Here is a 23,696-nt window from a genome sequence, read left to right as displayed (position 1 = left end):
AATAAGTCAGAGACTATTTGTGAAGCGAGAAGCGAGAAGCGAGAAGCGAGAAGCGAGAAGCGAGAAGCGAGAAGCGAGAAGCGAGAAGCGAGAAGCGAGAAGCGAGAAGCGAGAAGCGGAGTCTAGAAAACCGGCTGATGAATAACATCAACCGGAAGGCCTGGAAACGTTAAATATTAAGCGCCGGGAGGAATTGCTAAGCTGTCCGCAATCAGCTGGATCAGCATGTCTTCTTTTTCGAAGCGCATTTCCATGATTTCACCAACAGTAGAAATATCGCTGTCAAAACCCGCGAAATTATCGTCATCTAAGACAAATCCACTGTACTTGTCATTGAAGTTCAGAAGGGGCTCTGTCGTTTCTACTATATGTAAGTAGAGACCATCAATTTCTTCGTTGGTGGAGAAACCAGTCGCTTTCCAACGCTCCATGACCATGTCATAGATTTTGAAGTGACCGGCGGAGATATAGTCCACCAAGGCTTCACAGAATCGATTCAATTCTTCTTCGGTTGGCAGACAGTTTTTATTGTTGCCAGAAAGACCAGCCACTTTGCAGTACTGAACCAGCAGTTCCTGTCTTAACGTTAACCAGTAGTCGATCACATCACTGTAACCGCCCCACTGTTGTTGTGCTTTTTCGAGTTTATTAAGCATGACCACGTTCCTCATGATCAGCGCACCTGAGCGCTTTTATAGGATTACAGCCATATCAATCAGGCCATCAATTGTCTAACATCAGGTTACTGATTTTAGAGTGCCTCAAATCGCCCGGCCAAGCAAGGATCGAAGTGTTGTTATGTCTGATCAAAAAGATCTTGTATATCTGTGTTGTGTAATCGACGGAAAACTCTGGCTGACTGATCACAACCTGCCACTTGTTGCTAAAAATCAATTGGATAAATGGGTTAAGGCAAGCTACGCCATAGGATACTTTGATGGGCATGAGGTTGTGTATGCGCATGAGCACCACAGTGCACGTGAAACTGAGTTAGCTGGGTTGCGATCTTTGTTACACCTGCCCGGTGAACTGTTCAATCTCGCAGGGCGCGCTATTCAGATTGATTACATGCGTGATTCTCAGGTGTTTTGTAGTCGCTGTGGCAGTAAAAACCGCTTTGAGCCATCTCATCCAGCGATGGTATGTGATGTCTGTGAGACGGTTCATTACCCACGGGTTTCACCCTGTGTGATTGTGGCTGTTAAAAAGGGCGGTCAAATTCTGTTGGCCCATCACCCGCGACATAAAAACGGCATGTACACAGTGATTGCCGGCTTTGTCGAAGCGGGAGAGACGCTGGAGCAATGCGTTGCCCGTGAGGTGAAGGAAGAAACAGGAATAGACGTCAGCAACATCCGCTACTTTGACAGTCAACCTTGGGCTTTTCCTTCCAATCTGATGATGGGGTTTGTCGCAGACTATGAGAGCGGTGAGATTAATCCAGACTATGAAGAGCTTACGGACGCGCAGTGGTTTGATGTCGATGACTTGCCGCTGGTGGCACCGGAAGGGACCATTGCCAGACGCTTAATTGAAGCGGTCAAGGCGCAGAATTAAGGGATGCAGAGCATCCCTTTTTAGTGGTTACCGAAACCTATTGGGTGTGGGAAAGGATGAGGGCATTGACTGCTGCCGCTTGCTCCATCTGCACCATATGCCCAGCCCCTGCTAGAATGTGCACTTCTGCATTGCTGATGTTTGAAGCGTGCGAAGCAGGGATTACCGCATCTGACTCGCCCCAAATCACAAGCGGTGACGGAATCGCATCTAAGTCCAGCGCAACGCTTTGGGTGCCATCCACAAAAAGCTGATCGGCGAGCGTGTTCAGTGAGGCTTTTACTCCATCAAGCCGTTTGTATTTGAGCACATCATCGACCAGATTACGCGTGACCAAACTGCTGTCGGCAAAAAGCAGCTGCAAGACAGGTTTTAGGGTTTTCCGGCTTTCTGATTCGACAAAGCCACGGATGTAGTTGCTGTTGATGTCTTTCCCAAGGCCAGCGCTGCCAATCAAAGTCAGCGAAGCGACCTTATTGGGATGGAGCCTTGCCAGTTCACCACTGATAAGCCCGCCCATCGAATGACCGACCAAATGGGCTCTCTCAATATCGAGCTTGTCCATCACAGTCACGACAGTGTTGATGAGGTCGTTAAACTGCACATCTGCTGAAATCGCTGACTGTCCATGGTTTGGAAGATCAAGCGCCAGCACAGGCGCTTTTTCGGCAAGGGCATCCATATTAAACAACCAGTTATCCAAGTCGCCGCCAAAGCCATGTATCAGCACATAAGGTGTTCCAGATGCGTCGGCATTCAGATGACTGTAACGAATGCGTCCTGCGTCGGTGTCGATAAATGCGTAGGCGGAGGCCGCTTCTTCCTCGTCTCCTTCGTCGGAGGAGGGCTGAACAAAGGCGGCGATATAGGCATCGATTTCTTCGTCTGTCACCTCTGGTGGCGCAAGTACACCGAGCAGAGCCTGAACCGAATAGATGTTACCTTCCTCAGCGACCTTGCGTCTCAGGAGCCCTGCGTCCGGCGCTTCCACCTCGCTGGCAATCTTGTCGGTTTCCACATCCATGATCACCTGACCGACTTCAATGGTGTCGCCCTCGTCGACATGCCATTCTGTGAGGGTGCCTTCCTTCATGGAAAGCCCCCATTTGGGCATCACCACAGGTATGATTTTCTCACTCATTTATTTGCCCTCATCGTTCGGTTTACGGCGCTGACAATGTCGTTAACGGTCGGTACATAGATGTCTTCCAGTGATGGAGAGAAAGGTACGGGCGTATGGGGAGGGGTTACCATGGCAATCGGTGCTTTTAGTGACGAGAAGGCTGAATCAGCCACTTGTGCAGAAACGTCCGCAGCGATTGAGCAGCGTGGGCTGGCTTCATCGATACACACCAAACGACCTGTTTCTTCGACGCTTTCCACCACAGTATCGATATCAAGTGGGGAGAGGGTGCGTAAGTCAATCACCTCACATTGCACGCCTTGTTTCGCCAGTTGCTCAGCCGCTTCCATTGCACGTGTTACGGTCAGACCATAAGACACAAGAGTGACGTCTTTACCTTCACGAAGTACATTGGCTTCGCCAAAAGGAATGGCATAAGGGGCTTCCGGCACATCAGATTCGGTGGCATAGAGGTTTTTATGCTCAAGGAAGATCACTGGGTCATTGTCTCGGATGGACTGAATAAGCAGCCCCTTGGCATCGTAGGCATTTGATGGGCAAACAACCTTTAGCCCCGGAATATGGGTGAAAAGAGGCGTGAGCATCTGGCTGTGTTGTGCTGCGGCTCTAAAACCAGCGCCGCACATGGCGCGGATCACCACTGGCGTTTCTGCTTTCCCCCCAAACATATAGCGGAACTTGGCGGCTTGGTTGAAAATCTGATCGAAGCAGACGCCCATAAAATCGATAAACATCAGCTCTGCGATCGGACGGAGCCCGCAGGTAGCAGCGCCAATGGCAGCCCCCACATAGGCACTTTCCGACAGAGGTGTATCCATCATCTGGTTAGGATGTTTGGCATAAAGCCCTTTTGTGACACCAAGCACGCCGCCCCATGCATCGTCTTCACCCGATGCGCCGGTACCGCCGACAATGTCTTCGCCCATCATGATGACGTTAGGATCACGGGACATTTCCTGATCGATTGCTTCGTTAATTGCATCCTTGATTGATAGTGTTCTGGCCATCATCACTCTCCTTGTTATTCTGAATAGCTGACGTAAACATCAGTCAGTAGGGCACTTGCTGGTGGTTGTGGCGCATCAATCGCAGCGCGAACAGCATCTTCGATAAGTGCGGCTACTTCGCCATCAATGGTGTTGAATTCGTCAGCGTTGATAAGGCCAGTTTCTTCCACGCGCTGGCGGAAGAGTTTCAGGCAACAGCGGTTGGTGCGGATATCTTCCACTTCACCGTCAGCGCGGTAGGTCTGGGCATCCCCCTCAAAATGGCCAAAGAAGCGCACCATTTTGCACTCGAGCATGGAGGGACCACCGCCATTTCTGGCGCGTTTGATGACTTCTCCTGCGGCTTCATAAACAGCGAAGAAATCAGTGCCATCGACAGTGACGCCTGGCAGTCCAAAGCCAGTTGCGCGGTCGACATAGGAGTCACAGGCCACCGCCCAATCCACTGAGGTTGATTCCGCATAACCGTTGTTTTCAATCACAAAAATGGTGGGAAGTTGCCAGACGGCAGCAAGGTTTAAGCTTTCCAGAAAGGTGCCCTGGTTGGATGCACCATCACCGGTAAAGCTGATGCCCACACCGCCGTGGCCAAGGTGTTTTGCGGCAAGGGCAGCGCCACATACTAATGGGGAGCCAGCACCTAGAATGCCGTTGGCACCCATCATGCCTTTGGATAAATCCGCAATGTGCATTGAGCCGCCTTTGCCGCGACAGGACCCGGTTTCTTTGCCGTAGATTTCCGCCATCATTCCGTGCACGTCCACGCCTTTGGCAATACAGTGGCCGTGTCCGCGGTGAGTGGAAGCGATGCGGTCGTTGTCATTCAAATGCATCATGATGCCAACGGCCGTGGCTTCTTCACCGGCATAGAGGTGCACAAAACCCGGAATGTCGCCGCGGGAAAAGTCGACGTGAAGGCGCTCTTCGAAATCGCGGATGGTTTTCATCATCCGGTATGCGTCCAGCAACTGTTCACGAGAGAGTGGAAATGGATTATCACTCATGAGTTTCTCCTTAATGTTGTCGTTGTGTGTGTCGATGGAAAGCGAAGCAGGCTATGCTCAGCGGCAAAGGCCATACAGCGCGGCACATCGACTGTGTTGAAAGCGTCATGTTTGAGGGTGACTGACACTTTGTCGTCAGGGCCAAATGGCAGCTCCCGCTCGCCGTCGAGGGCGAAAGAGCCCTGCTGGCTGACAGGCGTAATGAGTAAATCCGGTTCAAAAAGCTGGCTGTGCTCAATATGAACTGGCGTCAGCAATCCGGGAGCGAGTGGCGCATTGACGGAATAAAGTGCTTCTTGTGGACCGGCAAAGGTCAATTGCATGCCCACAGGCGCTTTTCGTGTGATGGGTTGGATTAAACCGGCAATGGATGAAAGCCCAATCAGTGACGGGTCAGCAAAGGTGACAAACAGCTCCCGAAGGCTTTCTGGCCGCCAGACAGCGCGGGCACCGACAAAACGTTCCTGCACGATAGCTGTATCGACAAGAGCAATGTCACGGGTGTTGTTAATCCTCACTTCCAGTAGTTTGTTGGCTTCGAAAGCCTGAGAGGGTGGAATATTCCCTGATACTGCTAGGCCTGTGGCGATGCCGGTGATGGTGGGTTCTGTCAGTGGTGGAAAGGCATTATTGGTGCCGCTGGAAACGCCCGAAATGGGAATGTTTCCACAGGCTTTGACCACAAGACGGTGAGTACCGTCTCCGCCAAGAACGACAATCGCGGAAACACCGAGTTCGCGCATGGCATGGCTGGCATCAAGGGTATCCTGCGCCGTTGATGAAACAGGCATGGAGAGCCAGCGTACATCTGGCATTCGGAAATCATCCAATGAAGCCTGATGCAGCCCACGTTCAATGTGCGTTCGTAGGCCAGCCCGTTCTGGCATCATCACCACGTGGTCCACACCACCTTGGGCAAGCCCCGCTAGAATGCGAAGTACCATGTTGGCTCTGTCTGTCAGTTGCAGGTTTGCGCCTTTGGCAATCACCCGGCGAATATCACGAGCGGAAATGGGGTTGGCAATGATCCCTACTGTCAATCCTGTCACAGTCATTCCTCGTCCTGGCTGGTGGAGAGGACATAACAAGATATATGCCAGTTGGACCTTTGGGGTTAAATTATTGAAATATATTAATTATCTCGAATTGAAAGGGGCTGGGGGTGTAGCGTTTGCAACAATAGCTGCAACAGGTGTGGCGAGACTTTCGTCTGGCCACACCCCGTAAAATTAAGAGTTAGTGGAAGGTAAAACCGCCATCGACATTAATGGCCTGACCCGTAACATGCTCTGCATTCGCCAAATAAACGGCCAATTGCCCCATATCTTCCGGTGTTTGTCCTTCGCCTTGCGGGATGAGTAAGTCCTGGTGGCGCTGCCAGGATTCTTCCATGGTTTCTCCTTCGAGTTTCCAGCGTTCAGCTAAACCATCAGGGCCGTACCACATGGCTGTTGGGACAATTCCGGGGCAGATCGCATTGACGGTAATCCCGCTTCGCTTGAGCTCTTTTGCCAAAGAGTTAGTGAAGCCAACGACAGCAAACTTAGAGGCGCAGTAATGGGCCAGATCAGGAAAACCCTCTTTGCCCGCAATGGAAGCTATGTTGATGATGCGACCACCACCGCTGGCTTGCATGACCTTCATTTCGGCCTTACAGCAGAGGAATACGCCCTTGGCATTGACGTTATTGACCGTATCCCAGTCTTCTTCCGTTAACTCATTGACCGATTTGATGCTGATAATACCGGCATTGTTGACGGCGATATCCAACTGACCAAAGTGGGCAAGGGTATCTGAAACCATTCTATCTACCTCCACACTTTTCGATATATCAGCTTTTAAAGGGAGTGTTTTCACACCGAGTTTGGCTATCTCCTTGGCAGTTTGCTCTGCATTGGTGAGATTGATATCTGCCAGTGCGACATGGCACCCCTCCCTAGCTAAAGCTGTAGCGATGCCCTTTCCAATTCCCCGTCCAGCGCCGGTAACAAGCGCGACTTTATTTTCTAGCGTCATGAAGTTTCTCCTTGTGTTCACCACTGTTCTATTCAGTGGTGTGGATGAAATTGCAAAGGCAGTGCCAGTAGTGTTTAGGCTGTAAGAAGCTGAAAATTAATAATTTAATGAGTTGAGGGGAGGGCTCTCTGGAGGTGCGATGCAACAGGTGTGGCGTTCCATGCTTCAAGCTGTCACAGGGTATTCAACCCTGTGTTGTGATTGAGAAACAGATTGAATAAAACCATGGCTGAAGTCTTCGGGAGTTGTATCTGGGTTCTGTTGCTGATTAATAATTAATCAGTAAACAGGAGCAGTTGTTTATGGCAGTGACGACACAAGTCAGTGAACACATCAAGGAAGTGCAAAGCGTGATAGATGGAAGCCAGACATCACGCGATGAAGTGATCGCAGCGTCTTGGACGCGGTGTATCGATGATTACCATCTTGACCCTGTGGTATTGCAGGAGGCTTATATCGTTCCTCACACCCAACTCAAGGAGCACAGGGAACGGCTCGATAAGCTCATCCGCACAGCCAAATATGGATTAGACGCTTTGTATCACCAGGTCGCGGATCACGGCTATGTGTTGATGCTGACAGATGCTGAGGGCGTGACGGTCGATTATCAGGGAGATGCATCACTCACCTGGGAGCTGAAAAAAGCTGGGCTCTACCTCGGGGCGGAATGGTCTGAAGCGAGGGCGGGCACCTGTGGAGTCGGTTCTTGTATCTACACCGGTGAAGCGTTAACGGTGCATCAGAGCGATCACTTTGATGCCACCCATTCCCCACTGTCTTGCACTGCAGCACCGATTTACGATGTAGATGGTTCATTAGCAGCGGTGTTGGATATCTCTGCTTTGCATAGCCCCGAGCCCAAAGCCAGCCAGGCGCTCACCTTGCAACTCGTGACTTCCTGCACCCGTCGCATTGAAATGGCGGCGCTGATGAATACCTTCCGGAAGGAATGGATCATCCGCCTGAGTCAATCTCCAGCGTTTTTAGATGTGGATCCTGAATGTGCCATGGCGGTAGATGCGGAAGGCAGGATCATTGGGATGACTCATAGCACCCAACGCCTGCTTTCGCGGATTAAAGGCAACAACTGGCGTCAACCACGTGTACTGTTAGGCAGTTTGATTTCTGACTTCTTTAATCTTGATATCAACGAGCTTCCGGCACTGAGTCGGGCACTTCCCACAGAAGAGAGACTACTGGCCACGATTCATGGTGATTTGTGGTTTGCCCATGCTATAGCCCCGCAGCCTTCTTCAATACGGCGGCGCAAAAAAGTCGTGAGTGGTAGCTTGGCATCGCTTTATGGTGATGATGCCAAGATGGCGGATTTGGCAATCAAAGCGACCACGCTTTCAATGTCGGATTTGCCACTTCTGCTGAACGGTGAAACCGGCACTGGGAAGGAGTTTTTGGCCAAAGCCATTCATGAGAGTTCGTCACGCAAATCCGGCCCTTTCATTGCCATTAATTGTGCGGCGATCCCTGAAAGTCTGATTGAAAGCGAGCTCTTTGGTTATGCAGATGGTGCCTTTACCGGCGCGCGCAGCAAAGGAAAAAGAGGGCTGATTGAGCAGGCTAACAACGGCACCCTGTTTTTGGATGAAATTGGGGATATGCCCTTGTCGCTTCAGGCCAGATTGCTTCGTGTGTTAGCTGAAAGGGAATTGCTGCCCGTCGGTGCAACCAAGGCTATCCCTGTCTCTTTCCGCGTGCTTGCGGCAACACATAAGTCCTTACCTGAACTGGTGAAAAACGGCAGTTTTCGTGAAGACCTTTTCTATCGTATCAATGGTGCCACCCTCACGATTCCCTCACTCAGAGAGCGAAGCGATATTCTCTGGCTTGCAGAAACCTTGATCACCAAGCTGGTTGACCGAACAGTCTGTGTTTCAGCCTCGGCTGGGTACATACTTGAGCGTTATGACTGGCCCGGCAATATTCGAGAACTGGAAAATATGCTGCAGTTTGCACTGGCCTTTTGTGAGGGAAATGAGCTGTTGCCTGAACACCTTCCTGAACAGTTGTTAAACCCAAAGCGCCTTACCTCTAGGGAAACTGAATCTGCCGGAGGAACGCTTGAGGTACTCGAAGCCTGTGATTGGAATATTTCGAAAGCGGCGAAAGTGTTAGGTGTAGATCGCTCAACCGTACATCGGCGAATCAAAAAAGCGGGTATTAAGCGTCGATATGACACGGATTGAGTCGAAAACAGGCAAAAAAAACCCGCCGTAGGGAGGCGGGGGTAAGATGCGATTATGGGTAGTGTCTGTCAGACATTTTGTTATTTGTGCAAATATTTAACATGTCATTAAAGATCCGGCAAATGTACGGTATCACTAGAGACAATATTTATGATCGCCTCCACAAAGGGTGTCTTTTGTTGTCCTCCGAGGGTGGTACAATACCGCCACCAAATTTGCAGGATGTAGACAATGACAGAACTAAAGAATGACCGCTATTTGCGTGCGCTGTTGAAGGAACCGGTAGATTACACGCCGGTATGGATGATGCGTCAGGCTGGCCGCTATCTGCCTGAGTATAAGGCAACCCGCGCGGAAGCTGGCGACTTTATGTCATTGTGTAAAAATGCTGAACTGGCGTGTGAAGTGACCCTTCAGCCGCTGCGCCGCTACGATCTGGACGCGGCTATCCTGTTCTCCGATATTCTGACCATTCCAGATGCAATGGGACTGGGCCTTTACTTCGAGACTGGCGAAGGTCCGAAATTCGAGCGCCCAATCACCTGTAAAGCTGACGTAGAAAAAATCGGTCTGCCAGATCCGGAAGGTGAACTGCAATACGTGATGAATGCCGTTCGTACTATCCGCAAAGGTCTGGAAGGTAAAGTGCCGCTGATTGGTTTCTCTGGCAGCCCATGGACGTTGGCGACTTATATGGTTGAAGGCGGTAGCTCAAAAGCTTTCACCAAAATCAAAAAGATGATGTACGCCGAGCCACAAACTCTGCACCTATTGCTGGATAAGTTGGCAGACAGCGTGATTGAGTACCTGAACGCGCAAATCAAAGCGGGTGCACAGTCAGTAATGGTATTTGATACTTGGGGCGGTGTGCTGACCCCACGTGATTACAACGACTTCTCGCTGCAATACATGCATAAGATTGTTGATGGCCTGATCCGTGAAAACGATGGCCGTCGTGTACCAGTCACCCTGTTCACCAAAAACGGCGGGATGTGGTTGGAGAAAATCGCGGCAACAGGCTGTGATGGTGTGGGTCTGGACTGGACCATTGATATGGTAGACGCCAAACGTCGCATCGGTGACAAAGTGGCGCTGCAAGGCAACATGGACCCATCCATGCTTTACGCATCACCAGAGCGTATTCGTCAGGAAGTGGCGACGATTCTGGAAGGTTTCGGCAACGGCACTGGCCACGTGTTCAACCTGGGCCATGGTATCCATCTGGACGTGCCGCCTGAAAATGCAGGTGTGTTTGTGGATGCGGTACACGAGCTTTCCAAGCCTTACCACAAGTAATACCGTTTACGTTTATTGAGGCCAGCAGATGCTGGCCTTTTTCGTTTCTGCCGTCCTGTACAGGGTTCGTCGGGAATTTTCCTAAGAAAGCTGTACATGATGTTTATTTATTTTTAAAACAAATAGTTAAAAAGATTTCTCTTTCATTTGAAAAATGACGTACAGGTTAAAGCTGTTTGACTTGTTAAATGCTGATCAAGTTATTGAGGGATGAAAATTTTTGGTTATTTAACCGAAATTGTATCGAACAAGTTCACCGGGAAAATTCCTCTCAAAGCTGTACGCTCCAGTTAATAATTTAAAAATCAAGCAATTAAAAGTCATAAGTTGTTTGACATTATTTGTTGTTCAGAAAAAAGCTGATTGTCATAAGAAAAGCTGATCAATGCGTTTTCTCAAGATGGGCAGGATCTCCGCTTCAAACCACGGATTTTTCCTCAGCCACAGATTATTGCGGGGAGAAGGGTGGGGTAGCGCGATAAAATCCGGTGACCAGTTAGTGTTGGCTTTCACCGTTTCAGTCAGGGTTTTAGGTTTCCCTTCCAGATAATAGCGCTGTGCATAATCGCCAATCAAAAGGGTCAATTCGACATTGGGAAGATGGGATTTAATCGCAGCGTGCCACTTTGGTGCGCACTCGGGTCTTGGCGGCAGATCGCCAGAATTACCTCGACCCGGATAGCAAAACCCCATCGGCATGATGGCGACCTGAGCAGGGTCATAGAATCTTTCTTTACCCATCTGAAGCCATTCGCGCAGTCGATCACCGCTGGGGTCATTCCACGGAATGCCGGTTTCATGCACGCGGGTTCCTGGTGCCTGACCGATAATCAGCAACCTAGCGGAAGACTCAGCCTGCACCACAGGACGCGGACCCAATGGTAAATGAGCTTCGCAGTGGCGGCACTCTTGCACCTCTTTCAACAAGATTCCCAAAGGCGTGTTTGTCATCAATACCCCAGTGTGAAGTCCATTTGAAAGTTTAATGGCTCGCCATTTAGCCAGCGTGTGTAGTTGTCGACGAAAATACCAAACACTTGCTCCGGGAAGCTCTCCGCTGAGATATGAGGTGTGACCGTGATAGATGGATGTGTCCAAAACGGGTGCTCAGGTGAGAGCGGCTCTTTGCTGAATACGTCCAATACTGCATGCTGGATGTTTCTGCCTTCGATCGCTTCGAGGAGACCTTCTTCTTCCAGCACAGGCCCGCGACCAACGTTAAACAGAATGGCTTGCTTGCAAGCAGACAGCGTATCCCGGTTGAGTAGGCCTTTGGTTTCCGGCGTGGAAGGCAATACTGAGACAATCACATCTGCTTTAGAAAAAGCCTCTGTCATGTTGGCGTTGGTGATGACGTTGTCGAACCCTTCTACTGCTTTTCCCGAGCGGCTCACACCAATCACTTGCATCCCAAAATGACGCGCGATCTTAGCAACATGCGCACCAATCGAGCCCGTCCCAAGTATCACCATGTATTTTCCGGTCAGACCCTGATAAGGCACTGGTGACCATTTGCTTTCCAGCTGTGCATCGCGGTAATGGGCAAAATGGCGGGTTAATGTCAAAAGCTGACCGATAACATACTCCGACATCAAGGGGCCGAAAATCCCACGCACATTGGTAAGTTGGTAGTCACTTCTTGGTTTGGCCAACAGGGCATCACAACCTGCAAAGGTCGATTGTAACCATTGAAGGTTGTCTGCCTTTTCAAGCTCCGGCGCGAATTTCGGCGGATCGGCGAGGATGATATTGGCTTTGCTGATATCTTCGATGATTTGCAGATTAGGCAGGGCAGCGTCTTTCAATAACGCTAGATAACGTTTTTGTTGGGCTGAGCAAAGATAAAGATGGTTCAAATCTGTTCCTTTTGCTATTGCAGTATATAAAGTACACTTGCGCGGAAATCCTATCCGGCATTACACGTCGGCAATCACTGTAGACGGCAGACCATGTTACAGAATCCGATCCAGCTGCGACTCGAAAAACTCGACTCATGGCAGCATATCACTTTTATGACGGCGCTGGTGGAGCGCATGTATCCCAACTATGCGGCATTTTGCCAACAAACTGAGTTTGCGGAGCCTCAGGCTTTCCGCCAGCTTTTGGATGCAGTATGGGAAGTGCTGACGGTTAAGAACGCCAAAATCAACTTTGAGCGTCAACTGGAGAAGTTGGAAGAGCTGATCCCGACCACGGAAGAATTTGATATTTATCTGGTTTACCCAGCGATTGATGCCTGTGTGTCGATGTCAACGCTGATCCACACGCTGCTGGACCGCGACCTGTTGTTGGAATCTGTGCTAAAAGTCAGCCAGCAATCGGTGGCAAGTGTGGCGCAGCTTGAAGAAGCTCAAACCGGCGTTGAAGTGACGAACGAGAACCAGAAAGAAATGGAATCTGTGTGTGCCGAGTGGGACATGCAGTGGGCTATCTTCCGTGCACTGAAAGAAGCAGAAGAGCGTGATGTTGAGATGATTCGCGGCATTCGCAATGAACTGCGTGAAGAAGGCGTGAGTAACCTCGGTTTATCACTCTAAGCCAGCATGGCACTGATGAAATAAAAAACGGGCCTGATGGCCCGTTTTCTTTTAGTGACGATTACTTTGAGGTTTTCTCTTCATCGTTCAGCGAAGTCGACTTCCCGTCCTCGGTGTTCTTTTGAGAGGCCTCTTCTTTTTCTGAGGCTTCCGCTGATTCTTCGGCCGCTTTTTCCGCTTCTTCCTCATCATCATCTTTGCTTTCAATCACGCCGTGGGCTTCTTTCCAGTCTTCCCAGCGTTCATGGGCCAATGCCTGCATGTTTGAAGTCTTGTCGGCCTCATCCATGATTTCTTTGCCCATCAGGTGCTCGAAGATATCTTCCAGCGTGATGATGCCCTGAACGTCGCCGTACTCGTCGACAATCAGCGCCAGTTGAGAGCGCTGAGCCATCAGACGGTCAAACGCTTTCGGTACGATAGTGGAATCATGAACCACTGGGATTGGGCGCATCAGGCTGCCGAGTTGCTTCTGACCTTTACCGTGCTGGCTGGCGGAGAACAGCTCGAGACGGTGAACAAAGCCCAGAATATTGTCACGTGACTCTGCGTAAACCAGCGGACGGGAAAACGGCGTGTCGTGGTGCTCACGCAGGAAGTCCTCAATAGTCATGGTCGCATCAACACGGAACAGAACAGGACGCGGTGTCATCAGCTTGGTAACCGGCACGTCGCGAAGACTCAGTAGGTTGGTCAGCATGGTTGACTCGTCGTCTTCCAACTCGCCGCTTTCTTTCGCCAGCATCGCCATGGCAGAAATTTCATCACGCAGCTTTGGCTGCTCTTTCCCGCGCGCCAGTCGACGGGTCAGTTGCTCCGAAGCCCAAACGAAAGGGGTCAATGCCCATACCATCCAACGAAGCACGGTGGCTGCGCCCGGTGCCAGTTGACGCCAGTAGGTTGCACCAATGGTTTTTGGCACGATTTCAGACAACACCAGAATCGCCAGTGTCAGCACACCGGAGAACACGCCCAACCAGGCATCACCGAAAACTTTTGCTGCTTGTGCACCGGATGCTGCTGCACCCACGGTGTGAGCGATGGTGTTCAGGGTCAGAATAGAAGCCAATGGACGGTCGATATCATCTTTCAACGAAGACAGACGTCCGGCAGCCGGGTGACCTTGCTGTCGCATTTGGGCGAGATAACTCGGGGTAATACTCAAAAGCACCGCTTCGAGCACCGAACAGATAAATGAGACACCAATAGAAAGTGCCACAAACATGAATAGCAGGATCATCTTTTTCCAGCGTAAATGTAATAAACAGAACCAATAGTAGCGCCAAAGATCGGGTCTGAGGGCAGTAAATACAAGAGTTGCCGCCAAAATATACCCAATATTTTGTGAGGATGCGCTCAGTTTGTGGTTAAAGACTCTGCATACAGTCACTTGTAGCGCCACAAACCTTTGCCAGCTGGGCTTCTTTTGAATTAGAGTTCACTTGTCTCAAGAAAACCTAAGAAGGGAAGACCTAATGAACAAGACCAACTTGATCGACCTGATTGCTGAAAAAGCAGACCTGTCTAAAGCACAAGCTAAAGCTGCACTAGAAGCAACTCTGGCGGGTATCGAAGGTGCACTGAAAGACGGTGACCAGGTTCAACTGATCGGTTTCGGTACGTTTAAAGTTAACCACCGTGCTGCGCGCACTGGCCGTAATCCACAAACTGGTCAGGAAATCCAAATTGCAGCTGCAAACGTTCCAGCGTTTGTTGCAGGCAAAGCGCTTAAAGACGCAGTTAAGTAAGTTATACTCCGCCAAAGCAGTCCTTGTTTTGGCGGATATTTATGCGCGTTAAAGCGTCTCTCCTCGTATCATCTCTTATTCTTACTTTGGCGGGCTGTAGCTCGACAGAGAAAATCCAACCTCCTGTTCAAACTGTCACTGCCACTGTGCAGGGCGATGCCACCAGTATTTTTTGGCTCGATGAACGTCAACGCTTTCCAGAAACCCTCTCTGAACGTGTGATGATGGGTGACTATGGCCAGTATTCCTCTGAATACCGCTGGCGCAAAGGCGTGGTACGTGAAATCCAACGAGAAGGGAATATCCTGGTTGATGGCGAGCTGAAGCAGCAGTCGGTACTTATCCGTTATGACTCGGAAGGTCAGGCGGTCTACCAGCAGTATCGTCTGGATGGTGCGTTGCTGCCAATACGCAGCACCGAGCTTGTGCGTTATTACAAACAGGCAGAAAAGGCTTTAGAAACCGCTCAGGCGCTTGGAAAGAACAATAAGAATTTCTTCCAAGGCTATTGGAATGAGGGAGTGTTTGAAGAGTGCGGTTCTGGTGATGTGAAAACACTGAAATTCAGTGCAGAGTTTCCGGATTACATTCTTCAAAGGCTCAGACAGGAAGACAATTTTATTGCTGCTGCCGGGAAGGTCGGCCGTAACACCAATACGGCAGAAACCATTATCGCGTTGGATAACGACAGTGCAGATTGTTTCGAAAGGCCAGAATTCTAGAAACTGCTTTCTTCAAAATGAAAAAACGCGCCAAATGGCGCGTTTTTAGATCTAAGTGCGGATGTGCTGGCTTGAGGATTACTCGCCTTGCTCGCGTGCAATCGCACGGTAGCCAATGTCATCGCGGTGGAACATGCCATCCCAACCGATTTGTGATGCCAGCTCGTAAGCACGTTTCTGTGCCTCAGAAACCGTGTCACCCATCGCAGTCGCACACAGTACACGACCGCCAGCAGTCACAACGTTACCGTCTTTTTCTGCGGTACCGGCATGGAACACTTTCGCAGCATCCAACTCAGTGGTTGGCAAGCCGGAAATGACATCACCTTTGTTGTATGACGCTGGGTAGCCGCCCGCTGCCAGTACAACACCGATGGATGCGCGAGGGTCCCATTTGGACTCTACGGTATCCAGCTTACCTGCTACCGCAGCTTCACACAGTTCAACCAGATCAGATTGCAGACGCAGCATGATTGGCTGGGTTTCTGGGTCGCCAAAGCGGCAGTTGTATTCAATCACTTTCGGTGTGCCGTCAGCCATCACCATCAGGCCTGCATAGAGGAAACCTGTGTATGGGTGGCCTTCTGACGCCATACCGCGAACGGTTGGGTAAATCACTTCATTCATCACGCGATCGTGAATGTCTGCGGTGACCACTGGTGCCGGGCTGTACGCGCCCATACCGCCAGTGTTCGGGCCTGTGTCGCCATTCCCGACACGCTTGTGATCCTGGCTGGTGGCCATTGGCAGAACGTTTTCACCGTCAACCATGACGATAAAGCTCGCTTCTTCGCCATCAAGGAATTCCTCGATAACCACGCGGCTGCCTGCATCACCAAAGGCATTGCCCGCCAGCATGTCACGAATCGCATTTTCTGCTTCTTCCAGGGTCATCGCAACGATAACGCCTTTACCTGCCGCCAGACCGTCTGCTTTAACAACAATGGGTGCACCTTTCTCGCGCACATAAGCCAGTGCTGGCTCAATCTCGGTAAAGTTCTGGTATTCCGCTGTCGGAATTTGGTGACGGGCGAGGAAGTCCTTGGTGAAGGCTTTTGAGCCTTCCAGCTGTGCAGCGGCTTCGGTTGGGCCGAAGATCGGCAAACCCGCTTCACGGAAAGCGTCAACCACACCAATCACAAGCGGGGCTTCAGGGCCGACAATGGTCAGGCCAATATTGTTATCCTGCGCAAAAGCGACCAGCGCTGCGACGTCTTCGACGCCAATAGCGACATTTTCCAGCTTTGGCTCCAGCGCGGTACCTGCGTTGCCCGGTGCGACAAAAACGGTCTCAACTTTTGCAGACTGTGCGACTTTCCACGCCAGAGCGTGTTCACGGCCGCCGCTGCCAATAACCAATACGTCCATTTTGAATCCTTCAATCAAAGCAGCCCAGAGTGACCTCTGGGCTGTGAAAAATGCTTAGTGGCGGAAGTGGCGCATGCCAGTGAAGACCATTGACATGCCGTGCTCGTCAGCAGCGGCAATCACTTCGTCATCACGCATTGAACCGCCTGGCTGGATAACACAGGTAATGCCGGCTTCTGCAGCGGCATCGATACCATCGCGGAATGGGAAGAATGCATCAGACGCCATCACGCTGCCTGCCACTTCCAGATTTTCGTCAGCGGCTTTGATACCCGCAATTTTCGCCGAGTAAACGCGGCTCATCTGGCCTGCGCCTACGCCGATGGTCATGTTACCTTTCGCGTAAACAATCGCGTTGGATTTCACGTATTTCGCGACTTTCCAGCAGAACAACGCATCGCGCAATTCTTCGTCAGAAGGCTGACGCTTGGAGACCACTTTCAGGTCATCCAGAGAGACCATTCCTTGGTCACGGTCCTGAACCAGCAGGCCGCCATTAACGCGTTTCACGTCAAAGCCAGTTGTCTGTGTGCTCCACTCGCCGCAAACCAGCAGACGAACATTCTTCTTCGCGCTAACCACTTCTACCGCAGCGTCTGACACGCTTGGTGCAATGATGACTTCTACGAATTGACGGTCAACGATGGCTTGTGCGGTTTCCGCATCCAGTTCACGGTTAAACGCGATGATGCCGCCAAACGCTGAGGTTGGGTCAGTTTTGTAAGCGCGGTCATACGCTTCAAGGATGTTATCACCCAGCGCTACGCCACATGGGTTGGCATGCTTAACAATCACACACGCAGGCTCGATGAACTCTTTCACACACTCAAGCGCGGCATCGGTATCTGCGATGTTGTTGTAAGACAGTGCTTTACCCTGAAGCTGGGTAGCCGTAGAGACAGATGCTTCTTCTGGATTGGCTTCGGTGTAGAAAGCCGCAGCCTGGTGGCTGTTTTCGCCGTAGCGCATGTCCTGTTTTTTGATGAACTGCTGGTTGAAGGTACGTGGGAATTTCGACTCCTCATCGCCTTCTTTGTTGTCGCCATAAGACGGCACCATGGTACCGAAGTAGTTGGCGATCATACCGTCGTATGCGGCAGTATGTTCAAATGCAGAGATAGCCAGATCAAAACGGGTTTGCAGTGTCAGTGAACCCTTGTTGGCATCCAGCTCAGCCAGCACGCGGTCGTAATCTGAAGCGTTGACCACGATGGTCACGTCTTTGTGGTTTTTCGCCGCAGAGCGAACCATGGTTGGGCCACCGATATCGATGTTTTCTACTGCATCTTCCAGCGTACAGCCTTCTTTTGCGACCGTTTCTGCGAATGGGTATAGGTTGACAACAACCATGTCGATTGGCGAAATACCGTGCTCGTTCATCACTGCATCATCAGTTTCACGACGGCCCAGAATGCCACCGTGTACTTTTGGGTGCAGGGTTTTTACGCGCCCATCCATCATCTCAGGAAAACCGGTGTAGTCTGATACTTCAGTCACTGCCAGACCTTGCTCTGCCAGCAGGCGAGCGGTACCGCCAGTCGAGAGGATATCGACACCTTTTTCTGCGAGAGCTTTGGCAAATTCTACAATGCCGGTTTTATCAGATACGCTAATCAATGCGCGACGAATAGGACGAGCGTTTTCCATTGCTACCATCTCTTTAAATGTGGGGATAGGATATTTGGCAAAACCGCCGCTGTGAGAGCCGCTTTGCCAAATACCCGCTACGGCGAAGCCTTGATTGAATCGGCGCACATTCTAACCTAATTTATTGACGCAATCGATTGCTTTTGTGGTTTTGTCACAAAAATACGCGAGAGGGGAGCCATGAAAATGTTACAAATCGGGCAGTTAGCCAAGCGCTCAGGCGTGTCGGGCGATACGCTGCGGTTTTATGAAAAAGTTGGCCTGTTGCAACCAGCTGCCCGGAGTGAAAGTGGCTACCGTCTTTACGATGAGGATGCGGTATCGCGCGTGCACTTTATTATCAAAGGCAAACGCATTGGGCTGACGCTAGAGGAAATTCAGGAGCTACTGGAAATCCGTGTGGAGGCGACCCAACACAGCTGCGCAGAAGTAAAGGGAATCACTCAGAAGAAGCTAGATGAACTGGACGAGAAAATCGCTGAGCTGACTGAGATCCGCGCTGCGCTAAAGAAGCTCAATGATGCTTGCTGTGGCCATGTGGATGATGATGCCAGCCACTGTTCGATTTTGGAGGCCTTGGCGTCTGAGTAAGTAGTGGGAGGCCCAAAGAGTAAAGAAGAAGGCACGGGGCCTTCTTCTGATTTGCTTTACTGCGTCAGTTCTGCAAGCACTGCCGCGTAGTCAGGTTCGTCAGAGAGCTCATTCACCAGCTCAACATGCAGCACCACACCTTCTTCATTGAGCACCACCACCGCGCGGGCAGCCAAGCCAACCAAAGGCCCTTCAGCAATCGCCACACCATAATCTCTCATAAAGGATGGGTCTCGGAACGTCGATGCATGTTGGACGTTCTCTAAGCCTTCCAGTTCGCAAAAACGGCTCGCTGCGAATGGCAGATCGGCTGACACACATACGACCTTGGTGTTTTTCATTGATGCTGCTTTCTCATTGAATGCGCGAACGCTGGCAGCACAGGTTGGGGTATCAATGCTTGGGAAGATATTCAGCACTATCTTGCTGCCACGAAGAGCAGCTGGCGTGAGCTCAGACAAATCACCAGCAGCGAGTGAGAAATCCGGCGCGTGGTCACCGACTTTCGGTAAGTTGCCAACAAGTGGGATAGGCTCTCCCTTAAACAGGATCTGCGACATTATTCTCTCCTTAATTTACGTCGATAGTCAGAACAGGCTCTAAGTGTGGCACAGGCGCACACTAAATCCATGTTCGAAAACGGGAATACGTAAAAACCAGCTACCGCGACCAGTGGATGCCAAAATAAGGTTTGGGAACGTGATAAGAGTGTGATAGCGTCAGGGAAATCGAAAGGATAGGTCCCCGGCTCCAGAGCCTTGAAAAACAAGCATCTTGCGGTCGACTGGGTACATCACAAGTAATAAAGGACAAAGATGTTAAAGGTAAACGAATATTTTGATGGTGGCGTAAAGTCCATCAGCTTTGAAAACAAAGGTCCACTGAGTGTGGGCGTGATGGAAGTCGGTGAATACACCTTCGGTACTGCGGCACCTGAGCGTATGCATGTCGTAAAAGGCGAGTTGACCGTAAAACTGCCAGGTCATATCGAGTGGGAAACTTACGGTGCTGGCGATGACTTTGAAGTACCGGGTGAATCATCATTTCAGGTTAAAGTTGAGCAAACGACCGCGTACTTCTGCGAATACCTGTAATTCGCAACAAAGATAAGTAAAAAGCGCCTAAACGGCGCTTTTTCTGTTTCTGGAAACCTTCACAGACCGCGTAGGTAAATCTGCTCCAGCTTGTCTGCATGACCCCGCATGGAGAAATGCTCCAGCGCACGTTGATAGGCATTGGCAGCGTTTGATACGCGTAATGACTCGTCATCCAGATAGCGCTTGAGTCCTGCAGCGATTGATTCGGCATTCTGTGGTGTACAGTACACCCCTGTTTCTTCGAGAATCTCAGGTAGTGCACCTGTGTTGGAAACCACTAAAGCACAGTGCTGTGCCATGGCTTCAATGGCGGTAAGACCAAATGCCTCGTTCCAATACGGCAGACAGACAATCTGAATTTCCTCCAGCAGGGTAGGTACGTTTTTGCGGTAACCAGCCAGGTGCACCCGATCAGCAAAAAGCGAGGCTTTCGCCTTTTCCTGCAGTTGATTTGAAAAGGTTTCGTCTGCACCTTCATCAGGATTCAGTCCACCAATCAACACTAAATGGGCGTTCGGGTAATCGGCAGCGATAAGTTCAAAGCCTGCCAACAAATCGGCCTGGCCTTTACCATCACAGATGCGCCCTACGGAGCCGATAAAGGTAGTGTCATGAGATAGCCCATATTCATCGGCTAACAGGTGAGGGCGATTGTCTTCGCTAAACTGCTTTTGTTCGATGTAGGTACCAAGCCACAGGCGCTCAATTTTACTTTCTGCTACGGGCAGTGCCTTGATATTACGTTGATAGGTTTCGTTGCTGATAGACAATACCTGATCAACGTGTCGATAAACCCAGCGGTGATAGATGTCTTTTTTCGGGCGTTTCACACCCATGTGTTCGGTAAACAGGGTGTAGCGACGGGCCAGCAAGTTTAGCAGTGCAGAAATCAGGATGTCGCCAGATTTGTGGCAATGCACAATCTGCACATTGTTCGTTTTTAGCCATTTATTGAGGCTGAAGAGTGTCGTACCGAAAAGCGCAGCTTTTTTCGGTACGGTAAAAACGTCCATGCCGGCATCTTTCATCGCATTGGCTACACGGGAGTTTTCCGAAGCAAGGCCAAAGACGCGGTAACCTTTATCGATAAACTCTTTGCCCATACGCGATGGGTACATCTCCAGGCCGCCCCAGCCCGTTGACAGGCAAATATGCAAAATGCCCGGTTTGTTGTCTGAGGTACTCGTTGAGGCGTTAGCCTGAGCCATGGTGCTCTCCCGAAAAAGTCTATCGTGCGCCGGATACAGCAGGCAGTATATAACGAAGAGAATGTGAGGGGCAGTGCGATTGCGTGCGGAGGCTAAAAACATAAAAGCCAGACTTCGCAGCCTGGCTTTTACTGAAAACTGTTAAGTTAGCGGAACTTAGTTCATGCCGTACTTTTTCAGTTTCTTACGCAGAGTACCACGGTTGATACCCATCATGGTTGCTGCGCGGGTTTGGTTACCGCGAGTGTATTGCATGATGGTGTCCAGCAGTGGTTGCTCAACTTCTGCCAGTACCAGCTCGTACAGGTCATTGACTTCCTGGCCATTCAACTGCGCTAGGTAGTTTTTCAGGGAGGCTTTTACTGAGTCACGCAGTGGCTTCTGGGTGATTTGATCTTGTGAAGTCACAGTAGTCACTGTCAATGCTTCTGAAGTCAGGTTTTGTTCGAACATACTCTGTCAGCTCTTCTCGTATTTATGCAACGTTTTCGAAGTAATCTTGCAGCGCATCGATCTGCTCGTGAGCGTCTTCGATTGCGTTGAAAGTCTGGCGAAAATCGCCAATTTGGTCATGTTCTTTCAGGTACCAGCTCACGTGCTTACGCGCGATTCGCAGTCCTTTTAGCTCACCATAAAACTGGTGAAGCCCCTGAACATGGCCCAACAAAATTGCTTTTACCTCTTCCATCGGTGGCGCATCGAGTGCTTCACCCGTGGCAAGGTAATGTTGGATTTCACGGAAAATCCAAGGACGCCCTTGTGCAGGGCGGCCAATCATTAAGGCATCAGCACCTGTGTAATCCAGCACAAATTTGGCTTTCTGAGGCGAATCGATATCCCCGTTGGCAATAACCGGGATAGAGATAGCTTCTTTGACCGCTCTGATGCTGTCGTACTCAGCTTCCCCTTTATACATGCAAGCGCGTGTGCGACCGTGAAGGGCCAACGCCTGAATGCCACAGTCTTCGGCCATTTTGGCGATCTGGACACAATTCTTGTTGTCCGGATCCCAGCCTGTCCGAGTTTTCAGCGTGACGGGAACGTCTACCGCAGAAACCACTGCTTTCAGGATCTGCTCAATGATATCCGGTCGGGTCAGCAGTGCTGAGCCAGCCAGTTTCTTATTGACCTTCTTTACCGGGCAACCCATGTTGATGTCGACGATTTGCGCGCCGTTTTCAACACAGAAGCGTGCGGCATCTGCCATCAGTGCTGGCTCAGCGCCAGCGATCTGAACAGAACGGATCCCCTTTTCATCGAGATGAACCATCCGGTTTCTTGATTTGGCTGTGTGCCACATCGCCGGATTGGAAGACATCATTTCACTTACCGCCATGCCAGCCCCGTAGCGCAAACAGAGTTCGCGGAAAGGTCTGTCAGTTACGCCTGCCATAGGCGCCACGATAAGTTGGTTTTCCAGTTTGTATGGTCCGATTTGCAAGGGGATACCTTCTATGTCAGCAAGGGCGCGCATTTTACGCATTTTTTCCTGCTCTGAAAAGGCCAATATTTGAGCGTTTTGCCTTGATTTTTTAAAAATCCAGATAATTCAATTTTTTAGTACAAAAATTGTTCAATTATCACTGAGTTAGGCTCTGCACGCAGTGATGCGGCACCATTCCTCTTTTTCGACAATCGCGTCAACGCTGAGTTCATCGCGGTAAAAGTCGGCAACAGACTCAGCCTGACTATCCAATACACCGGACATTGCCAGTACACCCTGCGGTGCGATCAGACTTTTGATGATTGGAGAAAGCTCACGAAGTGGGCCTGCCAGAATGTTGGCAACTACGACTTCTGCTTGCAGGTTCTCTGGTTGATCTTGAGGCAGGTAAAGCTCAAGGCGATCTGCGACACCATTACGCTCTGCATTGGCTTTAGAAGCTTGCAGTGCTTGTGGGTCGATATCGATGCCGATGACTTTCTCTGCGCCCAGCAGAAGCGCTGCCAGCGACAAAATGCCTGAGCCGCAACCGAAGTCGATCACCGTCTTGCCAGACAAGTCCAGGCCATCTAGCCACTCGAGACAGAGTGCTGTAGTTGGATGAGTACCGGTACCGAACGCCAGGCCAGGATCAAGCATGATGTTAACGGCATCAGGCTCTGGTGCATCGCACCAGCTTGGGCAAACCCAAAGACGCTGACCAAAACGCATCGGCTTGAAGTTATCCATCCAAGCGCGTTCCCAGTCTTTGTCTTCCAACTGTTCAATTTTGTGCGTGAAGTTTTCTTCCAGCATCGGGCTGTTTTTCAGGATAGCCATTACTGCATTCATGTCGGTTTCTGCGTCATACAGTGCGACGATGTCGGTTTCGCCCCACAGACGGGTTTCACCCGGCATAGGTTCAAACACTGGGGTGTCTTTGGCATCAAGGAAAGTGACTGACAAAGCACCAGCTTCTTCCATCAGCATGTCACCAATGGCTTCAGCCGTTTCTGCAGTTGCGTTCAGTTTGATTTGAATCCAAGGCATGGTTTCTTCACTTCTTCGTTTAACGACGATTTTAAGGCGCGGAGTCTAGCATAAAAAATAGTCAGACCGCATAGCCTTAG

Annotated in this window: 24 protein-coding genes; 8 read left to right on the top strand and 16 right to left on the bottom strand. The window is 50.5% G+C overall.

The annotated features are described in order from the left end of the window. Window positions 1–176: 176 nt before the first annotated feature. Window positions 177–656, bottom strand: coding sequence for an Rsd/AlgQ family anti-sigma factor (locus GCE9029_RS24590; RefSeq protein WP_062667864.1), 480 nt, complete (start codon window positions 654–656; stop codon window positions 177–179). A gap of 142 nt (window positions 657–798) precedes the next feature. Here GCE9029_RS24590 and nudC point away from each other — a divergent pair, with 142 nt between their 5' ends. After that, window positions 799–1,557 (top strand): NAD(+) diphosphatase, encoded by a 759-nt coding sequence (gene nudC, locus GCE9029_RS24585; protein WP_062667862.1) that lies wholly within the window; start codon window positions 799–801, stop codon window positions 1,555–1,557. Between the two features lie 37 nt (window positions 1,558–1,594). Here nudC and GCE9029_RS24580 read toward each other — a convergent pair whose 3' ends face one another. The 5 genes from GCE9029_RS24580 to GCE9029_RS24560 form a co-directional block, all read right to left on the bottom strand. Next, window positions 1,595–2,698, bottom strand: coding sequence for an acetoin dehydrogenase dihydrolipoyllysine-residue acetyltransferase subunit (locus GCE9029_RS24580; protein ID WP_062667860.1), 1,104 nt, complete (start codon window positions 2,696–2,698; stop codon window positions 1,595–1,597). After that, on the bottom strand, window positions 2,695–3,708 hold the full coding sequence (locus tag GCE9029_RS24575) for an alpha-ketoacid dehydrogenase subunit beta (RefSeq protein ID WP_062667858.1): 1,014 nt from the start codon (window positions 3,706–3,708) through the stop codon (window positions 2,695–2,697). Before GCE9029_RS24575 ends, GCE9029_RS24580 begins: the two co-directional genes overlap by 4 nt. A 14-nt stretch (window positions 3,709–3,722) precedes the next feature. Then, a complete protein-coding gene (locus GCE9029_RS24570; protein WP_002542028.1) occupies window positions 3,723–4,712 on the bottom strand; it encodes a thiamine pyrophosphate-dependent dehydrogenase E1 component subunit alpha in 990 nt (329 codons plus the stop codon). Then, a complete protein-coding gene (locus GCE9029_RS24565) occupies window positions 4,709–5,767 on the bottom strand; it encodes an ATP-NAD kinase family protein (protein ID WP_062667856.1) in 1,059 nt (352 codons plus the stop codon). The genes GCE9029_RS24570 and GCE9029_RS24565 overlap by 4 nt, the downstream gene beginning before the upstream one ends. A gap of 181 nt (window positions 5,768–5,948) precedes the next feature. Further along, window positions 5,949–6,728 (bottom strand): SDR family NAD(P)-dependent oxidoreductase, encoded by a 780-nt coding sequence (locus GCE9029_RS24560; RefSeq protein ID WP_062667854.1) that lies wholly within the window; start codon window positions 6,726–6,728, stop codon window positions 5,949–5,951. A gap of 302 nt (window positions 6,729–7,030) precedes the next feature. Between GCE9029_RS24560 and GCE9029_RS24555 the strand changes: the two genes are divergently transcribed. Further along, window positions 7,031–8,929, top strand: coding sequence for a sigma-54-dependent Fis family transcriptional regulator (locus tag GCE9029_RS24555; protein ID WP_062667852.1), 1,899 nt, complete (start codon window positions 7,031–7,033; stop codon window positions 8,927–8,929). A gap of 231 nt (window positions 8,930–9,160) precedes the next feature. Next, entirely contained in the window at window positions 9,161–10,225 is a 1,065-nt protein-coding gene (gene hemE, locus GCE9029_RS24550; RefSeq protein ID WP_062667850.1) for a uroporphyrinogen decarboxylase, read from the top strand. A gap of 366 nt (window positions 10,226–10,591) precedes the next feature. Here hemE and GCE9029_RS24545 read toward each other — a convergent pair whose 3' ends face one another. Together GCE9029_RS24545 and GCE9029_RS24540 are read right to left on the bottom strand one after the other, a co-directional pair. After that, complete coding sequence (locus tag GCE9029_RS24545) at window positions 10,592–11,176, bottom strand: uracil-DNA glycosylase family protein (protein WP_062667848.1); 585 nt, start codon at window positions 11,174–11,176, stop codon at window positions 10,592–10,594. Then, complete coding sequence (locus tag GCE9029_RS24540; RefSeq protein WP_062667846.1) at window positions 11,176–12,081, bottom strand: D-2-hydroxyacid dehydrogenase; 906 nt, start codon at window positions 12,079–12,081, stop codon at window positions 11,176–11,178. The genes GCE9029_RS24545 and GCE9029_RS24540 overlap by 1 nt, the downstream gene beginning before the upstream one ends. Window positions 12,082–12,174: 93 nt before the next feature. Here GCE9029_RS24540 and GCE9029_RS24535 point away from each other — a divergent pair, with 93 nt between their 5' ends. Further along, window positions 12,175–12,762 (top strand): YjaG family protein, encoded by a 588-nt coding sequence (locus GCE9029_RS24535; protein ID WP_002542019.1) that lies wholly within the window; start codon window positions 12,175–12,177, stop codon window positions 12,760–12,762. 61 nt (window positions 12,763–12,823) lie between these two features. Here GCE9029_RS24535 and GCE9029_RS24530 read toward each other — a convergent pair whose 3' ends face one another. Beyond that, window positions 12,824–14,002 (bottom strand): hemolysin family protein, encoded by a 1,179-nt coding sequence (locus tag GCE9029_RS24530; RefSeq protein ID WP_062667844.1) that lies wholly within the window; start codon window positions 14,000–14,002, stop codon window positions 12,824–12,826. A 235-nt stretch (window positions 14,003–14,237) separates the two neighbouring features. Here GCE9029_RS24530 and hupA point away from each other — a divergent pair, with 235 nt between their 5' ends. Both hupA and GCE9029_RS24520 read left to right on the top strand, forming a co-directional pair. Continuing rightward, window positions 14,238–14,510 (top strand): nucleoid-associated protein HU-alpha, encoded by a 273-nt coding sequence (gene hupA / locus GCE9029_RS24525; RefSeq protein WP_002542017.1) that lies wholly within the window; start codon window positions 14,238–14,240, stop codon window positions 14,508–14,510. Window positions 14,511–14,551: 41 nt separating this feature from the next. Next, window positions 14,552–15,232, top strand: coding sequence for a DUF1481 domain-containing protein (locus GCE9029_RS24520; RefSeq protein WP_062667842.1), 681 nt, complete (start codon window positions 14,552–14,554; stop codon window positions 15,230–15,232). Window positions 15,233–15,310: 78 nt separating this feature from the next. On the opposite strand, the gene purD is transcribed toward GCE9029_RS24520, so the two are convergent. Together purD and purH are read right to left on the bottom strand one after the other, a co-directional pair. Beyond that, a complete protein-coding gene (gene purD, locus GCE9029_RS24515) occupies window positions 15,311–16,600 on the bottom strand; it encodes a phosphoribosylamine--glycine ligase (RefSeq protein ID WP_062667841.1) in 1,290 nt (429 codons plus the stop codon). Window positions 16,601–16,654: 54 nt separating this feature from the next. Further along, complete coding sequence (gene purH, locus GCE9029_RS24510; protein WP_062667872.1) at window positions 16,655–18,247, bottom strand: bifunctional phosphoribosylaminoimidazolecarboxamide formyltransferase/IMP cyclohydrolase; 1,593 nt, start codon at window positions 18,245–18,247, stop codon at window positions 16,655–16,657. 180 nt (window positions 18,248–18,427) lie between these two features. Between purH and zntR the strand changes: the two genes are divergently transcribed. Next, a complete protein-coding gene (gene zntR, locus GCE9029_RS24505) occupies window positions 18,428–18,838 on the top strand; it encodes a Zn(2+)-responsive transcriptional regulator (protein WP_062667838.1) in 411 nt (136 codons plus the stop codon). Between the two features lie 56 nt (window positions 18,839–18,894). On the opposite strand, the gene tpx is transcribed toward zntR, so the two are convergent. Next, complete coding sequence (gene tpx, locus GCE9029_RS24500; protein ID WP_062667836.1) at window positions 18,895–19,398, bottom strand: thiol peroxidase; 504 nt, start codon at window positions 19,396–19,398, stop codon at window positions 18,895–18,897. Window positions 19,399–19,653: 255 nt separating this feature from the next. Here tpx and ppnP point away from each other — a divergent pair, with 255 nt between their 5' ends. Then, window positions 19,654–19,932: a pyrimidine/purine nucleoside phosphorylase gene (gene ppnP / locus GCE9029_RS24495; RefSeq protein ID WP_062667834.1), complete on the top strand. Its 279-nt coding sequence runs from the start codon at window positions 19,654–19,656 to the stop codon at window positions 19,930–19,932. A gap of 59 nt (window positions 19,933–19,991) precedes the next feature. On the opposite strand, the gene GCE9029_RS24490 is transcribed toward ppnP, so the two are convergent. From GCE9029_RS24490 to prmA, 4 genes are all read right to left on the bottom strand, one after another. Continuing rightward, window positions 19,992–21,143 (bottom strand): glycosyltransferase family 4 protein, encoded by a 1,152-nt coding sequence (locus tag GCE9029_RS24490; protein ID WP_062667831.1) that lies wholly within the window; start codon window positions 21,141–21,143, stop codon window positions 19,992–19,994. A 156-nt stretch (window positions 21,144–21,299) separates the two neighbouring features. Beyond that, window positions 21,300–21,596: a DNA-binding transcriptional regulator Fis gene (gene fis, locus GCE9029_RS24485; RefSeq protein ID WP_002542007.1), complete on the bottom strand. Its 297-nt coding sequence runs from the start codon at window positions 21,594–21,596 to the stop codon at window positions 21,300–21,302. Between the two features lie 22 nt (window positions 21,597–21,618). After that, on the bottom strand, window positions 21,619–22,584 hold the full coding sequence (dusB, locus tag GCE9029_RS24480; protein ID WP_039850576.1) for a tRNA dihydrouridine synthase DusB: 966 nt from the start codon (window positions 22,582–22,584) through the stop codon (window positions 21,619–21,621). A gap of 147 nt (window positions 22,585–22,731) precedes the next feature. Beyond that, entirely contained in the window at window positions 22,732–23,616 is an 885-nt protein-coding gene (prmA, locus tag GCE9029_RS24475) for a 50S ribosomal protein L11 methyltransferase (protein WP_062667818.1), read from the bottom strand. Window positions 23,617–23,696 lie beyond the last annotated feature (80 nt).

Source organism: Grimontia celer (assembly GCF_900055185.1).
Lineage (GTDB): Bacteria > Pseudomonadota > Gammaproteobacteria > Enterobacterales > Vibrionaceae > Enterovibrio > Enterovibrio celer.
The sequence above is the reverse complement of the archived record's forward strand: the minus strand, read 5'-3'. Positions and strand labels throughout refer to the sequence as shown.

What these genes read in the sequence shown, in the direction of transcription:
- GCE9029_RS24545 (WP_062667848.1), bottom strand. Translation starts at nt 11,176, where the DNA reads ATGACAAACACGCCTTTGGGAATCTTGTTGAAAGAGGTGCAAGAGTGC.
- GCE9029_RS24555 (WP_062667852.1), top strand. Translation starts at nt 7,031, where the DNA reads ATGGCAGTGACGACACAAGTCAGTGAACACATCAAGGAAGTGCAAAGC.
- GCE9029_RS24530 (WP_062667844.1), bottom strand. Translation starts at nt 14,002, where the DNA reads ATGATCCTGCTATTCATGTTTGTGGCACTTTCTATTGGTGTCTCATTT.
- GCE9029_RS24535 (WP_002542019.1), top strand. Translation starts at nt 12,175, where the DNA reads ATGTTACAGAATCCGATCCAGCTGCGACTCGAAAAACTCGACTCATGG.
- GCE9029_RS24590 (WP_062667864.1), bottom strand. Translation starts at nt 656, where the DNA reads ATGCTTAATAAACTCGAAAAAGCACAACAACAGTGGGGCGGTTACAGT.
- GCE9029_RS24580 (WP_062667860.1), bottom strand. Translation starts at nt 2,698, where the DNA reads ATGAGTGAGAAAATCATACCTGTGGTGATGCCCAAATGGGGGCTTTCC.
- purH (WP_062667872.1), bottom strand. Translation starts at nt 18,247, where the DNA reads ATGGAAAACGCTCGTCCTATTCGTCGCGCATTGATTAGCGTATCTGAT.
- fis (WP_002542007.1), bottom strand. Translation starts at nt 21,596, where the DNA reads ATGTTCGAACAAAACCTGACTTCAGAAGCATTGACAGTGACTACTGTG.
- ppnP (WP_062667834.1), top strand. Translation starts at nt 19,654, where the DNA reads ATGTTAAAGGTAAACGAATATTTTGATGGTGGCGTAAAGTCCATCAGC.
- GCE9029_RS24565 (WP_062667856.1), bottom strand. Translation starts at nt 5,767, where the DNA reads ATGACTGTGACAGGATTGACAGTAGGGATCATTGCCAACCCCATTTCC.
- GCE9029_RS24560 (WP_062667854.1), bottom strand. Translation starts at nt 6,728, where the DNA reads ATGACGCTAGAAAATAAAGTCGCGCTTGTTACCGGCGCTGGACGGGGA.
- hemE (WP_062667850.1), top strand. Translation starts at nt 9,161, where the DNA reads ATGACAGAACTAAAGAATGACCGCTATTTGCGTGCGCTGTTGAAGGAA.
- hupA (WP_002542017.1), top strand. Translation starts at nt 14,238, where the DNA reads ATGAACAAGACCAACTTGATCGACCTGATTGCTGAAAAAGCAGACCTG.
- purD (WP_062667841.1), bottom strand. Translation starts at nt 16,600, where the DNA reads ATGGACGTATTGGTTATTGGCAGCGGCGGCCGTGAACACGCTCTGGCG.
- GCE9029_RS24570 (WP_002542028.1), bottom strand. Translation starts at nt 4,712, where the DNA reads ATGAGTGATAATCCATTTCCACTCTCTCGTGAACAGTTGCTGGACGCA.
- zntR (WP_062667838.1), top strand. Translation starts at nt 18,428, where the DNA reads ATGAAAATGTTACAAATCGGGCAGTTAGCCAAGCGCTCAGGCGTGTCG.
- GCE9029_RS24520 (WP_062667842.1), top strand. Translation starts at nt 14,552, where the DNA reads ATGCGCGTTAAAGCGTCTCTCCTCGTATCATCTCTTATTCTTACTTTG.
- GCE9029_RS24575 (WP_062667858.1), bottom strand. Translation starts at nt 3,708, where the DNA reads ATGGCCAGAACACTATCAATCAAGGATGCAATTAACGAAGCAATCGAT.
- tpx (WP_062667836.1), bottom strand. Translation starts at nt 19,398, where the DNA reads ATGTCGCAGATCCTGTTTAAGGGAGAGCCTATCCCACTTGTTGGCAAC.
- nudC (WP_062667862.1), top strand. Translation starts at nt 799, where the DNA reads ATGTCTGATCAAAAAGATCTTGTATATCTGTGTTGTGTAATCGACGGA.
- GCE9029_RS24490 (WP_062667831.1), bottom strand. Translation starts at nt 21,143, where the DNA reads ATGGCTCAGGCTAACGCCTCAACGAGTACCTCAGACAACAAACCGGGC.
- prmA (WP_062667818.1), bottom strand. Translation starts at nt 23,616, where the DNA reads ATGCCTTGGATTCAAATCAAACTGAACGCAACTGCAGAAACGGCTGAA.